The organism is Beduini sp. (assembly GCF_047239305.1).
In the GTDB taxonomy this organism is placed as follows: domain Bacteria; phylum Bacillota_I; class Bacilli_A; order Erysipelotrichales; family Coprobacillaceae; genus Beduini.
This window is the reverse complement of sequence record NZ_JBKTEM010000002.1, coordinates 66331-82008: the sequence shown is the minus strand read 5'-3', so window position 1 is coordinate 82008 and position 15678 is coordinate 66331. Positions and strand designations below refer to the sequence as shown.

15 protein-coding genes are annotated in these 15678 nt (G+C 36.6%); 2 read left to right on the top strand and 13 right to left on the bottom strand.

Features of this window, described 5'->3' with window-relative positions:
• Nucleotides 1-381 precede the first annotated feature (381 nt).
• The 4 genes from ACLRVU_RS04175 to ACLRVU_RS04160 form a co-directional block, all read right to left on the bottom strand.
• On the bottom strand, nucleotides 382-1506 hold the full coding sequence (locus ACLRVU_RS04175) for an aldo/keto reductase (protein WP_412890808.1): 1125 nt from the start codon (nucleotides 1504-1506) through the stop codon (nucleotides 382-384).
• Between the two features lie 96 nt (nucleotides 1507-1602).
• The gene (gene fba / locus ACLRVU_RS04170; protein ID WP_147549715.1) at nucleotides 1603-2469 is read right to left on the bottom strand and encodes a class II fructose-1,6-bisphosphate aldolase; all 867 of its coding nucleotides are present in this window, start codon (nucleotides 2467-2469) and stop codon (nucleotides 1603-1605) included.
• Nucleotides 2470-2626: 157 nt separating this feature from the next.
• Nucleotides 2627-3808: a MalY/PatB family protein gene (locus ACLRVU_RS04165; protein ID WP_412890807.1), complete on the bottom strand. Its 1182-nt coding sequence runs from the start codon at nucleotides 3806-3808 to the stop codon at nucleotides 2627-2629.
• 11 nt (nucleotides 3809-3819) lie between these two features.
• Nucleotides 3820-4584 carry a TrmH family RNA methyltransferase gene (locus ACLRVU_RS04160; protein WP_412890806.1) on the bottom strand — a complete coding sequence of 255 codons (765 nt, stop codon included), beginning with the start codon at nucleotides 4582-4584 and terminating at the stop codon, nucleotides 3820-3822.
• A gap of 187 nt (nucleotides 4585-4771) precedes the next feature.
• On the opposite strand from ACLRVU_RS04160, the gene ACLRVU_RS04155 reads away from it, so the two are divergent.
• Nucleotides 4772-6037, top strand: coding sequence for a D-alanyl-D-alanine carboxypeptidase family protein (locus ACLRVU_RS04155; RefSeq protein WP_412890805.1), 1266 nt, complete (start codon nucleotides 4772-4774; stop codon nucleotides 6035-6037).
• 45 nt (nucleotides 6038-6082) lie between these two features.
• Complete coding sequence (locus tag ACLRVU_RS04150) at nucleotides 6083-7849, top strand: DUF885 domain-containing protein (protein ID WP_412890804.1); 1767 nt, start codon at nucleotides 6083-6085, stop codon at nucleotides 7847-7849.
• Between the two features lie 21 nt (nucleotides 7850-7870).
• Here the strand turns inward: ACLRVU_RS04150 and ACLRVU_RS04145 are convergent, their stop codons facing one another.
• The 9 genes from ACLRVU_RS04145 to ACLRVU_RS04105 form a co-directional block, all read right to left on the bottom strand.
• Nucleotides 7871-8566 carry a DinB family protein gene (locus tag ACLRVU_RS04145; RefSeq protein WP_412890803.1) on the bottom strand — a complete coding sequence of 232 codons (696 nt, stop codon included), beginning with the start codon at nucleotides 8564-8566 and terminating at the stop codon, nucleotides 7871-7873.
• Nucleotides 8567-8571: 5 nt separating this feature from the next.
• Nucleotides 8572-9438, bottom strand: a complete 867-nt coding sequence (locus tag ACLRVU_RS04140) for an AraC family transcriptional regulator (protein ID WP_412890802.1) — start codon at nucleotides 9436-9438, stop codon at nucleotides 8572-8574.
• A gap of 149 nt (nucleotides 9439-9587) precedes the next feature.
• Entirely contained in the window at nucleotides 9588-10286 is a 699-nt protein-coding gene (locus ACLRVU_RS04135) for a biotin--[acetyl-CoA-carboxylase] ligase (protein ID WP_412890801.1), read from the bottom strand.
• Nucleotides 10287-10288: 2 nt separating this feature from the next.
• Nucleotides 10289-10717: a 3-hydroxyacyl-ACP dehydratase FabZ gene (fabZ, locus tag ACLRVU_RS04130; protein ID WP_147549737.1), complete on the bottom strand. Its 429-nt coding sequence runs from the start codon at nucleotides 10715-10717 to the stop codon at nucleotides 10289-10291.
• A 2-nt stretch (nucleotides 10718-10719) separates the two neighbouring features.
• The gene (fabF, locus tag ACLRVU_RS04125; RefSeq protein WP_412890800.1) at nucleotides 10720-11961 is read right to left on the bottom strand and encodes a beta-ketoacyl-ACP synthase II; all 1242 of its coding nucleotides are present in this window, start codon (nucleotides 11959-11961) and stop codon (nucleotides 10720-10722) included.
• Between the two features lie 13 nt (nucleotides 11962-11974).
• Nucleotides 11975-12727, bottom strand: coding sequence for a 3-oxoacyl-[acyl-carrier-protein] reductase (gene fabG, locus ACLRVU_RS04120; RefSeq protein WP_412890799.1), 753 nt, complete (start codon nucleotides 12725-12727; stop codon nucleotides 11975-11977).
• Entirely contained in the window at nucleotides 12727-13659 is a 933-nt protein-coding gene (fabD, locus tag ACLRVU_RS04115; RefSeq protein ID WP_412890798.1) for an ACP S-malonyltransferase, read from the bottom strand. Before fabD ends, fabG begins: the two co-directional genes overlap by 1 nt.
• A 2-nt stretch (nucleotides 13660-13661) precedes the next feature.
• Nucleotides 13662-14729: an NAD(P)H-dependent flavin oxidoreductase gene (locus ACLRVU_RS04110; RefSeq protein WP_412890797.1), complete on the bottom strand. Its 1068-nt coding sequence runs from the start codon at nucleotides 14727-14729 to the stop codon at nucleotides 13662-13664.
• Nucleotides 14730-14731: 2 nt separating this feature from the next.
• Nucleotides 14732-15670 (bottom strand): DUF561 domain-containing protein, encoded by a 939-nt coding sequence (locus ACLRVU_RS04105; RefSeq protein ID WP_412890796.1) that lies wholly within the window; start codon nucleotides 15668-15670, stop codon nucleotides 14732-14734.
• Between the last annotated feature and the right edge of the window lie 8 nt (nucleotides 15671-15678).

Sequence of the window (15678 nt, the reverse complement as noted above, 5' to 3'; positions counted from 1 at the left end):
TTAATTTTTCTTATCTTTAAATAAAATGTTTAACCTAACATTCATCCCTTTCCTATTTATTTTAAAGTTACAGTCATTTTGCATTCGCACTTTTACAACATAATGATGATTATGTTGTGTTAATAAAAAAAGCACCTTAGAAAGTGCTTAATATAAATATAATTTCTTAATAAAATTCTTGATTTATAATAAATCCTACTAATTTTAGGCAGTTTATTCTTGATTAAAACAACGGATAACACCTTGAAACTATGGGTGTTTTAACCTATAATGTAAGAGTAAATGGACATATTTATTTATAATGCTACTACATAATCATCATTATGTGGTAGCATTTTTAAGTCTCTGTAAAGCAAAAAAGGAAGATTAATTCTTCCTTTTTTACTGTTCAAAATGTTTTGCGACCTCTGCTAATCCCTCAATGATATGAAGATGCTGAGGACATACTGCCTCACATTGTCCGCAGCCGATGCATTCACTCGCCTTACCAAATGTTTTCGTTAAATTATTGTAATATTCCCCTTGAGGTGTCCAGCCTTTTTCTTCTACTTCTTGTAAATCTGCATTATATAATGAGAAATACTTAGGAATATTTATTTTCATTGGGCAGCCATCTGTACAATAAGAACATCCTGTACACGGAATGGCAATTGTGGAATTAATTTCAGCAACAGCGCATTCAATCAACTGCATTTCTTCCTCATTTAAAGGTTTAAAATCACTCATATACCCGGTATTATCTAAAACTTGTTCCATATTACTCATACCACTTAATACTAACCATACATTTTGATGACTAGCCGCAAAGCGTATTGCCCAAGATGGAATAGAAGCCTCCGGTGCATAATCCTTAAACATCTTTTCTACTGATTCAGGCACTTTCGCAAGTGTCCCACCTTTTACTGGTTCCATAACAATAACCGGTTTATGATGTTTTGTAGCCACTTCATAGCATTTTTTAGATTGAACCCCTGCAGAATCCCAATCTAAATAATTAATTTGCAGCTGTACAAACTCAAATTCAGGATGTTCAGTTAAAACTTTATCCAATAACTCCGGACCATCATGATAAGAAAAACCAATATGCTTTACTAACCCTTTTTCTTTTTTATCTTGAATCCAATTAAAGCAATCTAACGTATTATATGTTTCTATACTATGTGTATTTATGTCATGAAGCAAATAATAATCAAAGTAAGTAACACCTGTTTTTTCTAATTGTTCATTAAAGATACGGTCACGATCTTCCTTATTTTTAAGAAATCCGGCATGCAGCTTTGTTGCGAGTGTATAGCTGTCTCTTGGATGACGTTTCACCAAACATTCTCTAGCAGCTACTTCACTTTTAAAAGCATTGTACATCCAAGCTGTATCAAAGTAAGTAAAACCTTTTTCAATAAATGTATCAACCATTTGATTAACTAATTCAAAATCAATTTGAGATGGATCATTGGGATCTAATGAAGGCAGTCTCATTAAACCAAATCCTAATTTTTTATTTTCCATTTCTATTCCTCCCATCAGTTAACATTATACCTTTTAAAGTTAACTTTAAGTCAATAGGTTTTTAATAAAAAAAGAAGCGCTGAGCGCTCCGATTTATTATGCTTTACCGATACTTCCGAATAATTCCATTTTTTCTTTAACGCAAGTTTGGATAGCAGCAGCACCAGGTGCTAATAATTTACGAGGATCAAATCCTTTACCTTCTAAATCTTTTCCTGCTTCAATATATTTACGTGTAGCTTCTTGGAAATATAACTGACATTCAGTATTTACATTGATTTTTGATACTCCTAAAGTGATAGCTTTAGCGATCATATCTGCTGGGATTCCAGTTCCGCCATGTAATACTAATGGTAATACACCTGTTTCTTTTTGAATAGCGTCTAATGCTTCAAAATCTAAACCTTCCCAATTAGCTGGATATTTACCATGAATATTTCCGATTCCGGCAGCTAAGAAATCAACACCTAAATCTGCAATCATTTTACATTCTTTAGGATCTGCTACTTCACCTTTACCCACTACACCATCTTCTTCTCCACCGATAGAACCTACTTCTGCTTCGATAGATACACCTTTTGAATGGCATAATTCTACTAATTCTTTAGTTTTTTCAATGTTTTCTTCGATTGGATAATGAGAACCATCAAACATAATTGATGAGAATCCTGCATCTAAAGCTTTTTTAGCTCCTTCATAGCTACCATGATCTAAGTGTAAAGCTACTGGTACAGTAATATTTAATTCTTCGATCATTGCTTTTACCATAGCTGTTACAGTTTTGTAACCTGTCATATATTTTGCTGCACCTTCAGATACACCTAAAATTACAGGTGATTTTAATTCTTCTGCTGTCAATAAGATAGATTTTGTCCATTCTAAGTTATTGATATTGAATTGTCCAACTGCATATTTCCCTGCTTTTGCTTTAACAAGCATGTCTGTTGCTGAAACTAATCCCATATTCTAAACACTCCTTTTCTCTTTTTTAATTTCATACCCATTTTACTATGTTTTTTCTTTTTAATCCACTATTTATAAAAGAAATGTTAAATTTGTTCACATTTTTAAACATGTTAAAAAAATGATAGCGCTATGATTTTAGAAAACAAAAATCTGCCTATTTGGCAGATAATGTTTCAATCGCAATGGATAATTGTTTTAAAGCTGTTTCTAAGATAGAGCGAGGACAAGCGACATTGAATCTTTCAAATCCTGCTCCGCCGGTTCCGAAGATATACCCTTCATCCAGCCACAGCTTAGCTGTTTCAAGCATAAATTTTTCCAGTGCTTCATGGTCTAAACCTAAAGCCGTAAAATCAACCCATACCAGATACAATCCCTGCGGACGAATCACTTTGCACATCGGCATATGCTTTTCAAAATAGTCTACCATAAAATCAATATTGGCTTCCAAATAACTCACTAATTCATCCACCCATTGAGCCCCTTTATTATAAGCGGTCTGACATGCAATCAATCCGAAAATATTAGGATTTGTAACCCCGGAATTTTCTTTAGTCGCAATAAACTTTTCACGCAGTTCTTGATTGGCAATAATGATATTGGATGTCTGCAGTCCGGCTAAATTAAATGTTTTACTTGGTGCAGTACAGATGATAGAAAAATCTTTATAGCTTTCATCAACATTATAGAAAGGAATATGCTGATAACCTTTATAAATGAAATCCTGATGAATTTCATCGGCAACTACTAATACATTATGCTTCTTACAGATATCTCCGATTTTCTTTAGTTCATCTTTAGTCCATACCTTACCGATTGGATTATACGGATTACATAAGATAAACATCTTAACATTGTGATCAACAATTTTCTTTTCAAAATCTTCATAATCCACAGTATATTGTCCATTTTGATAAATCATAGGGTTTTCAATGATTTTACGTCCATTGTTTTTAATAGAAAAATCAAATGGATAATAGACCGGCTTATTAATAATGATAGCATCATCTTTTTGAGTATATGCCAGTACCGCAATCTTTAATGCCGTTACAACACCGGGTGTTGTGATGATCCAGTCTTTTTCCACATCAAACTGATGTCTGTTTTTCATCCAGCCGCAGACTGCCTCCAGATATGTATCGCCTACAAAGGTATAGCCAAAAATACCATGTTCAGCACGTTCTTTAATCGCTTCATTGATATCCGGCAATGTTTTAAAATCCATATCCGCTACCCACATTGGGATAATATCTTCAGGATATCCTTTTGTTTTTGTCTGATCCCATTTTACGGAATCGGTTCCTTTTCTTTCAACAACTTCATCAAAGTTATACATATTCTTTCCCCCTATATATGTTTATTTTTTATTGCTGATTCAAATTCCAATACGGACATGGCTTCAAACTGCCGCTTAGAAAAATGTGATAATGCAATTCCCAATGCCATAGATAAATTGAGTGAATCAATTAACCCTGTGTGCGGGATAAAGACACTCTGTCCATAGTTTAGATAATGATCCGGCAGTCCACTGCTTTCATTTCCAAAGACCAGACTGTGATACTGATCGGTAATCTCTAACTGATGAATGTTTTTTGCCCCTTTCAGCATCAATGGATACATCTGATGAGCAGAAAACTGATCCCGATAGGTTTCAAAGCTATCGAAATACTGAATATTCATATTGAAGATAGCCCCCATTGAAGCACGAATAACTTTAGGATCAAACACATCTACGCCCGGTCGTATAATGGCAAGATGACGATAACCAAAACCAAGCATCGTACGAATAATTGTTCCCATATTGCCCATATCGCCAGGATTAACTAATACGACATGATGGGCTTCTTTTAAGACTGTCTGATATTTATTGAAAACACCTATTGCATAGCAGTTACCCTTTTTACTAAGCTTATTAATCGTTTTATCGCTTATCTCAATAGGAATACTTTCCTTAGCACAAAGTTCTTTGATCACCGGTATACCGCTGTTTTTATCCGCCTGAGAATGAAGAATAATACGAGTCACTTGTTTTGGTTTATTTTTCAATAATTCGATGGTAGGAAAAACACCTAAAGTATAAGAATAATCATTTTCTTTTTGATATGCTTTCATTCATAAACCTCCATCTAGTTTCTTGTTTTCATTATAGCACACTCTTTATTTATTAATAAATATTTTTAAAAGGATTGATGAAAAGCAATCATTTCATTTATGCTAAATTATGACAAATAATGATATATTTAACTAGACAAAATGATGCTTTTATAATACCTTTAATGTATTGAAAGGAAGAATGATAATGTCTAGAAAAATATTAACACTTTTGATTGTTGGACTAATGATTCTGACACAGCTCCAACCAATTCATGCAGAGGATACACAACCGGAGCCTGATGTTACGGCTCCTGCTTATATTATTATGGATGCCAAAACCGGAACCGTTCTATATGGTAAAAACGTAGATCAAAAGGTTTATCCGGCAAGCACTACTAAAATTATGACGATTCTGTTAGCCCTAAAATACGGGGATATCCAAAAATCTTTTACCGTTTCTGATTTCGATGTTTTCTCTTTGGAAGACGGTGCCAGCAATATCGCTTTAGAACCGGGCGAAGTCATTCAAATGGAAGATGCTTTGTATGCTGCCGGAATTCCTTCAGCAAATGACGCCTGTAACGGCATTGCCGAGGCGGTCGGCGGTACCTATGATCAGTTTATTGAAATGATGAATAAAGAAGCGAATGATGCAGGAGCTAAGAACACTCATTTTGCCAACCCCCATGGATTACATGATGATAATCACTATACAACGCCATATGATCTTGCGATGATTATGCGTCAAGGGATCAACGTTGATGGATTTACTAAATATTTATCCACGGATGAATATGTGATTCCCGCGACAAACAAACATGAAGAAAGAGAACTTTATACACATAATTCCTTGATTTACAATGAATCTCCATATTACGTAGAAGGCATTCAAGCTTCTAAGACCGGGTATACCGAGGAAGCCAATCTTACTTTGATTTCCTATGCCAAAAGAGGGGATGTGGAATTAATCGTTGCTGCTTTTGGATTACCTGACAGCAAGACCAACTTTCAAGAATCGCAGACCCTATTCAATTATGGCTTTGAGCATTATACCGCACAATCCACATTGAGTATCAATATTCCTATTCCAGAAGCAGCCTTACCAAGTAATTATCACTTTTCTGCCAAACATTTCTATGCATGCGACATTCCTGAAAGTGTAACGGCTTATAAAGATATGGTTCAATATCCAATTAATGCAGAGATTACCCTTGAACCCATCAGTAAAGAAGCAGTTAAAGGAGATGTCATTGGAAAGCTTGAATATAAACAAGATGGAAAAGTATTATCAACGACGAATGTCTATTTGAATACTAAAATATTTAAGTTTGATATTTTTGACTTTATTCTTATTATTTTGAGCATTATCTTGATTCTCCTTATTTTAGTGATAGCGGGATTATTTGCTTTAAGATACTTCGTACGAAGAAAAAGAAGAAAACAACGCGCTAAAAAACGATACCACTACTAATAATTTCCTATGAAATGGTGTATAATCACTTTAAGGAGGGTTACCATGAAAAAATCAGTTATACTATCTTTAGTTCTAGCCTTATTTCTGACATTAACTGGCTGTCAAAAGAAAAGCGGGGAAGATCCTGAGGCTCAGAAAAAATTTGATGAATTTGTTAACGCTGAATTTGTAGATTACATTTCATCAAATTATCTTAATATGCATTACAGTGTCATTGATCCGGAAAAGTACGGAGTTAACCGTGATGAAGTAGAGGTCTCATTCGGTGATGATTTCACTGATGAAGCTATTCAAGAATCATTAGATGACTTTGAAGAAACAAAAAAGGAATTTAAAACATTTAACCGTTCTGCTTTGACAGCGGATCAGCAATTAACTTATGATATCATCAATTATCAGATTGCACTTGCTGAAGAGGGCGTTAATGAAAAATTTGATTATATCTCTAATGCATTTTCTCCAATGCAGGGGATGCAGTCTCAATTTCCAACTATTTTCAGTGATTTTATTTTCTATACGGAACGTGATATTCAAGACATGATCACTTTAATGAATGATGTTCCTCGTTATTTGGCTGATACATTAGGTTATACTCAAAAACAAAAAGAGAATGGGTATATGATGTCTAACGCAACAATTGACAGTGTTGTGGAATATTGTAATAAGATTTTGGAAAATGGGGAAAACAGTTCTATTCTTGATGCCTTGAGTAAAAGCATCAATGAATTTGAAGGCATCGACGAAAGTACAAAAAATGATTATATCACACAAACAAGAGCGGCTTTTATCAATTCATTCCTACCTGCTTATCAGAATATTGTCGATACTTTGACAACTTTTAAATCAGATGACAATAATTCAATGGGATTAGCTAACGTTGAAAATGGTAAGGAATACTATGAGTATTTATTTAAAGCAAAGACGGCTTCCAATAAGTCTGTCTCTGACGCTGAAAAAGCATTGAAATCTTTAGCGCAAAAAAGTATTGCCAGTGCTCAAAAAACAGCACAAAGAAGTCCTAGTGCTTATGATGATTATTATGAAGGAACAACAAAGACGAACTATACTGACTTTGAGAGCATGCTGAAAGATCTGAATACTTGGAGCAAGGATAACTTTCCAACCATCAACGATGTTCCTTATAATATTCGGGCATTGCCGGAAGAAACAGCAAATAACGGGATTGCAGCGTATTATATGAACTCACCGATTGACAATACGCATCCCGATGTTATCCGTGTTAATATGACAAGCGGTAATGTCAATGATATCAGTACCTTTAAAACGATTGCTCACGAAGGAATTCCGGGGCATATGTATCAAATGAACTACACAAAGCAGAACATTAACAGCAATTACCTGAATACTTGTGTCAATATGCTAGGCTATACCGAAGGTTATGCGACCTATGTAGAGTTTGAAGCATTAGACAGTCTCGATATCAATAATAATCTAAGAGAATTGTATCGTGATTTAGAAATATATCAGAATACACTCATTGCCTTGATGGATATTGGGATTCACTATCATGGCTGGGATAAAGCTGAAACTGAAAAATTCTTGAGCGACAATGGATTAAGTGTATCTTCTGTCGATGCAATCTATGATCAAATTCAAGGTGATCCCGGTGCATTCCTTTCTTACTATGTAGGGTATATGGAAATCAGAGAACTTAAAGATAAAGCAGAAAAAGATTTAGGAAGCAAGTTTACTGAAATAGGATTTAATACTGCTTTACTGGAAAGCGGAACGGCTCCATTTAGTATCGTACAAGAAAATATTGAACAATATATTAAAGACAACAAATAAAGGATGCGTGATGCATCCTTTTTATTGGCGAAAAAATTGATTACGTATACGGATTTGCTGTTTCCATTTCACACAGGCATTAAAGTGCATAATGAGATGTCGGCTGGGCGGCATTAACAATAATCCCGCTATATCCTTGCTCCCCCAATAATCCAACAGCCAAATCGAATCTTGCTGAGAAGTAACTCCGCCTGTTTCCTTGATTTGTCGGATTCCTTTTGAAGATACCATACGATGTATATCCTCAGCTTGAAGCTGACTGACAATCTGCTGAGTTCTTTTGCCAACTTCATTGCGATATTCTATAAGTGTTGGAATATGTATTTGATGACTAAGTTCCATAATTTCATCATCATTTAAAGCATTACCCGTATCTTTTATGCTGACATTCATCTTCTTTTGCCACTCTTCATTAAAAATCTGCTGTCCCACTCCGACTAATATCCCCATTGTTAAATCCTCAATTCGGGCAGTATGCCACAGTACCCATGCAATCGTTTCATCTTTTTTTGTCGGCATAATCGCATATTCTTCCTCTTTAAGATCGTACAATAGCTGATCGACTTCATTTTCAGAAGTTTGAGTGACTGCCCCCATATGCAGCAAGGCATGCAGATCGAGAAAAAGCTGCTTAGCTTCTTCTATCTTTTCTGGTTTATAAATAATACGGGCTAATTGTTTATGCATTTCTCCCTGTTGCTGACCAAAATATTTCATCGCTTTTACCTTTCTTTTACCGGCAGCCAGATCTCGCTTTTATAATTCGATGCAGTGGTTTCACCGATAGAATAATATTCTAAGTTAATATCTAAATCTAACTCATAATGAGGATTTCCCGGAAGCCATTCTTTATAAATTTTAGTATTGACTGATTGTAAGGCACCCGGCAAAGATCCGCTGCATCTAAATTTTACCCAAACGGCATTTGGAATTTCTAATACTTTTAACCCCTCCGGAATATATCCTCCCTCATATATTCCGGCAATCATATAATAAAACCTATCCTTATCTGTTTGAGTATTAATGCAGATTCCAAATTCACCAATGTTAAACCGCTCAATCATTTCTTTCGTAACTTGGTCTTGACAGCAATTTATCTTAAATTCATTCCAAAACATCGGAATCTCCTGATAGGATGTCTCATAGGAAATACTTTTTTCTATTCCGATTACTTTAAAACTATTCATTTTTTCTACCACATAATCCATGTCATTTCCCCCTTTAATAGATATTGAAATCTTCAGAGGTAAAAAGGGCTTTATTTTTTTAGTATCTCGCTTCAATTGACTGGGGGAAACCCCATGAAAACGACTAAATGCCTTAGTGAAGCTTTCAGGAGTGTCATACCCATATTTATAAGCTAAATCTATGACTTTTACATCACTGCCGGTATATTCTAAAGCCGCTAAATAAAGTCGACGATTTTTTATATATTCATTGATGGTATAACCCGTCATTAATTTAAATCCGCGCTGAAAATGAAAGGAAGAAACATAGACATTTTCAGCGATGTCATTGATACTAATATCCTCTAAAAGATGTTCCTCTATATAATTTACTGCTCTTTTTAAAGCTTCAGTCCAATCCATCTTCTTTACCTCCTAATATCATTTTAATAGTCTAGGCTTACTGTGTCCTGTCATTATGTGCTTAAATATGTCTGTTATGTGTTATTTTTTATTTTATTTCTCCCATTATAGCATAACTTTTTTGCTTAAAGAAAAAAGAAGTGGTTTTATCACTTCTTTGCCAGACTGAATTCATTGACATGTATGTAATGCAGCTGATCATCCTTAATTATCTCAATACGTCCATCAGCTAAAAGATTTCCTATCTCAACCTTACCGTATTCCTGTAAATATACGGTTTTATTTTTTAAATAGGCATGTTCATTAGCGATCTTTAATAACTGCTCATATTCTCCTGCTTTAAACAGCTGATAATTCTCATTAAAATAATGCAGAAAGCTGTCTAATGTCTCTTTTATGCCTAATGGACTTCCTAAAGACTGCAGGCAGACTGCACTAGAGGGTAATCCCTCGTCCTTTACATTGATGCCAGTCCCGATTACGATCCCTTGAAGTTCTTTTTCAAAAACAGATTCAATCAAGATTCCAACCAGTTTTTTATCTTTGACATAAATGTCATTGGGCCATTTAATTTTTGCTTTTATTCCCAGTGATTGACACAACTGCCATACACTCACCGCACACACTTGAGTCAGCTGCTGTATGCGATTTGCTTCAATCTCTTCTTTTATGATAATACTCGTCATGACATGTGCCATTTTAGGTGCCATCCATTGATGATCTCTTCTTCCACGTCCACGAGTTTGATAATCTGCCCAAATAACATCATAATGATTTAAATTTGTGATATTCGCTTTAGCATAAGTATTGGTAGAGTCAATAGATTCAAAATGTAAAATATGAAACATGATTACTGCTGTACTGCAAAAGTCAATTCTGCTTTCACTGCTACTTTGCCATTTACTTTTGCGATTGCTTCTCCGATTCCAATAGGTCCCTTTTTCTTGATCAAAGTACACTCTAATTCAAGAACGTCTCCGGGGATTACCTGTTGTTTAAATTTACAGTTGTTAATTCCTGCAAATAAAGCGATCTTTCCTTTGTTTTCTTCAACCGATAAGATTGCCACAGCACCTACTTGGGCTAAAGCTTCAACAATCAATACGCCTGGCATGACATGCTGTTGGGGGAAGTGTCCGCAAAACTGCATCTCGTTGACACTGACACATTTAATTCCTTTTGCATATTCTCCCGGCTGATAATCTGTAATTCTATCCACTAAAGCAAAGGGATAGCGATGCGGCAGGATTTCCTGAATCTGGTTACTGTTTAATTCCATAGTTATTCTCCTTTATACTTTTTGAATACTAACGTGGCATTATGTCCGCCAAAACCTAATGAGTTACTGATGGCATATTCGATATCCTGAACTCTGCCGGTATTTGGCACAATATCTAAATCACAGTCTTCATCAGGAACCTGATAGTTGATTGTTGCGGGGATAAATCCATCCTGCAAAGCTTTCGTCGTGATAATCGCTTCGATTGCTCCGGTTGCCCCTAATAAATGTCCTGTCATAGATTTAGTTGAAGATACAGCTAATTTATAAGCGTGATCTTTGAACGTTGCTTTAATAGCAGCTGTTTCTCCTTTATCATTCATTGCTGTAGAAGTCCCATGAGCATTGATATATTGAATCATATCGGTTTCAATATTGGCATCTGCAATGGCTTCTTTCATAGCTCTGGCTCCGCCTTCTCCGTCCGGTGAAGGAGCCGTAATATGATAAGCATCACATGTTGATCCATAGCCGATCACTTCTCCATAAATCTTGGCGCCACGTTTTTTAGCGTGTTCTAATTCTTCTAAAATAACGATTCCGGCACCCTCTCCCATAACGAAGCCGTTACGTTCTTTATCGAAAGGAATAGATGCACGCATTGGATCTGTCGATTCACTTAATGCTTTCATTGAAGTAAAGCCGCCAATTCCTAATGGTGTAACCGCTGCTTCACTTCCTCCGGCTAACATGATTTCTTGATACCCATCACGAATATTTCTAAAAGCGTCTCCGATACAATTCGTTCCTCCGGCACAGGCAGTCACGACACAAGAGCACATACCTTTCGCTCCCACTTCAATAGCGACATTACCTGCAGCTAAGTTTGTGATCACCATCGGAATATAGAAAGGAGATACACGATCATATCCTTTGGCTAATGCTTTGCTGTGTTCTCTTTCGATTGTTTGCAATCCGCCGATTCCGCTGGAAATGATGCAGCCAAAGCGGGCAGCATCAATTTCATCAATGTTGATTTGTGAATCTGCAAAGGCTTCTTTTGATGCAATCATTGCTAGTTGAGTGAAACGATCCATTTTCTTAGCTGACTTTTTATCAATAAAGTCTTCTACTACTAAATTTTTTACTTCACCGGCTACTTTAACACGCTGATTGGTTGTATCATATCCTTTAATGAAATCAATTCCGCATTTTCCTTCTTTTACCGCTTCCCACATGACAGGAGCAGTATTTCCGATTGGACTCACTGCCCCTATTCCAGTAATTACTACACGTCTTTTCATTCGTTTACTCCTCCTACATTGCCATTCCGCCATCGACATGAATGACTTGGCCTGTAATATATTTTGATTCATCACTCGCTAAAAAGGCGACTGTATTTGCGACATCTTCTACTGTTCCCAATGTTCCTAAAGGAATATTCTTAGCTAGATCTGCTTTTACTTCATCACTTAAAACAGCTGTCATATCGGTTTGGATAAATCCTGGGGCAACTGCATTAACATTAATTCCGCGGCTGGCTAATTCTCTGGCTAATGACATGGTCATCCCGATTACTCCGGCTTTACTTGCTGAATAGTTGACTTGACCGGCATTCCCCATTACACCTACAACAGAAGCCATTGAGATGATTTTTCCGTATTTTTGTTTCATCATAATGCGTGTAACATGCTTCATACAGTTCCATGTTCCTTTTAAATTGACATTGATAACAGCATCGAAATCTGCTTCTTTCATACGCATCATTAAATTATCTTTTGTAATTCCGGCATTATTGACTAAGATATCAATTCTGCCAAACGCTTCCATTACTTCTGCAAACATAGCTTCAGTATCTTCGAATGAAGAAACATCGGCACTGACAATCATCGCTTTTACACCTAATGCTTCAATTTCTTTCTGTGTTTCTTTGGCAATCGCTTTATTGTTTCCAAAATCGATATAATTGATCGCAATATTAGCTCCCAGCTGTGCCAGTTTAAGACATACCGCTTTACCGATTCCTTGACTACCCCCAGTGACTAAGGCAATTTTATTTGTTAAATCCATTATTTTTCTCCTTTTAATTCTTTTAAAGTTTTCTCTAACGATTCTTGGTCTTCCACTTGACAGCATTTGATCGTTTTATCAATTTTTCTAATAAACCCGCTCAATACTTTTCCCGGTCCGATCTCAATAAAAGTGTCTACGCCCTGTGATAGCATATAACGTACACTGTCTTCAAAATAAACAGAAGACTTTACTTGTCTTGTCAGCATCTCTGCAATGGTACTGTTTGCTTCCAATGGTTTGGCAGTTGAATTAAAGATAACTGGCATACGCATCTCATGAAATGTTACTTCTTTAAATTTATTGGCTAAGGCAATACTTGCTTTTTCTAATAATGATGTATGGAATGGTCCGCTTGTGTTCAATGGCAAGGCTCTTCTGGCTTTGTTTTCTAAAGCCAGCTTCGCTGCTTTATCGACCGCTTTTGCTTCTCCGCCAATGACTAATTGTCCCGGACAGTTGTAGTTTGCAATTTGAACAACGCCATAGGCACTTGCTTCTTCTACACATTTTTGTAAGGTTTCACGATCAAGCCCTAAGACTGCAACCATCTTGCTTTCAATACCTTTTGCTGCTTCTTCCATAGCTTGTCCTCTAAAGCGAACTAAATCAATCGTTGTTTTTGCGTCCATTACCCCGGCACTGTATAAGGCAGAATATTCTCCTAAGCTGAGTCCTGCTGACATAGCAGGTTCAATCCCATTTTCCTTTAATAATTCTGTTGCCATGATTGCACAGGCAACCATGCAGGGTTGGGTATACTGTGTCTGTGACAATACGTCGATTGGTCCGTTGAAGCATAGATCTTTAACATCAAAATCAATCTGGATCGAATCCATTATTTTTCTAGCTGTTTCATAATGATCGTAGAAAGATTTTCCCATTCCTACAACCTGACTTCCCTGTCCGGCATATATAAAACCAATTTTCATGATTATTCCTCACATTCCTTTAATAATTCACTGATTAATGTATCCACCGATTGAATAGCTTCTATACGGTAGGCATTGCTTCCGCAGAAAACTAATCCCTGATCCACATCTCCCTTAACAGCATTGATTAATGCCATTGAAATACAATAAGGCGTTGTTTTAGGGTCACACGGTTTTAAACAGTTAAAACAATGAGTCAATGGAATCGTTTCTCCATCTGCTAAGCGATCAATCAGTTTTGTACGCATTGCCCTTCCCGGCATACCTACCGGTGATTTTACAATAACGATATCTTCTTTTTTACAGTCGACAAACATTTGTTTATAGGTATCGCTGGCATCACATTCCTTCGTTGCAATGAAACGTGTTGCCATCTGTACTCCACTTGCATTTAAATCAAGGAAATGACGGATGTCTTTTCCATCATAGACTCCTCCGGCTACAAATACCGGAATCTTTTTATTATATTTTTCTTCGTAAGGCGCAATAGCGGCGAAAACATCTCTTAAAATTTCTTCTAAGCTTTGTGTTTTACCATCAACCAGTTCATCTTTGCCAAAGCCAAGATGACCGCCGGCTTCGCTTCCTTCAATCACAATAAAATCAGGTATAACGTTGAATTTTTTATCCCAAGTACGACAGATCAGTGCTGCCACGCGACCGCTGGATACAATAGGTGCTAAGGCAATATCCGTATCTTTTGTATGTTTAGGCAAAGTAAGCGGCAATCCGGCTCCGGAGATAATGGCATCAACCCCCGATTCTACGGATTGTTTCACCATTTCATCATAATCTGTGATAGCCACCATTACATTTACGGCGACCATTCCTTTACCATTGGCAATGGCTTTTGCTTTTTTTATTTCTTTGTCTAAAGCGATTAAATTTGAGTGTGTTGTATCTTTTAAGAAGTTCTCTTCACGATATCCCGGATGAGCCGTTGAAATAACGCCCATTCCGCCATTTTTTGCAACATGACCGGAAAGATTTCCTAATGATACTCCTACCCCCATTCCCCCTTGAATAATAGGGATTGTCAATTCTTTACTGCCAATTTTGATATTTGTCATGGTTATTCTCCTAGAAAATTTATTAACTTTTCTTTTTCTACTTCACATTCATGGAATAAATCTTCGATAATAGCTTTTACCGGCTTGATCTCTTTAACTAGTCCGGCTACCTGTCCAGCCATCAATGATCCGTTTTGAGTATCGCCTTCCAATACTGCTTTTCTTAAAGATCCTAACGTGTAAGTTTCCAGTTCTTCCATAGAAGCCCCTTCTTTTTCACGTTTGATGTATTCTTTTGCCATTCTGTTTTTTATGATTCTTACCGGTGTCCCGCCAATTCTTCCGGTTACAGTTGTATCGGTATCTTTAGCTTTCACGATGGCATTTTTATAATTTTCATGAACCGGACATTCTTCACTGGCTAATAAGCAGGTTCCTACCTGTACCCCGGAAGCGCCTAAGGCATAAGCTGCAAGCAGCTGTTTTCCTGAAGCAATCCCTCCGGCAGCTATCACGGGAATTGAAACGGCTTCAACTACTTGCGGTACCAAAGCCATGGTTGTTAGTTCTCCGATATGTCCTCCGGCTTCCGTTCCTTCGACGATAACAGCATCTGCTCCGCTTCTTTCCAAACGTTTCGCTAATGCTACAGATGGTACCACCGGCATTACAATAATTCCGGCTTCTTTCCAGGCTTTCATGTATTTTGACGGATTTCCTGCTCCTGTAGTAACTACTTTGATTCCTTCATCAATCACTAACTGTGCCATTTCATCAACATATGGATTCAGCATCATTAAATTAACACCGAATGGCTGAGATGTCAGCTCTTTACATTTTTGAATATTTTCTTTCAGAATCTCTGTGGTCATTCCTCCGGCACCAATCAATCCTAACGCTCCTGCATTAGAAACACTGGCTGCAAATTCACCGGTCGCAATATTCGCCATTCCGCCTTGGATAAGGGGATACTTAACATTTAATAATTCATTGATTTTCATAGTTTTCT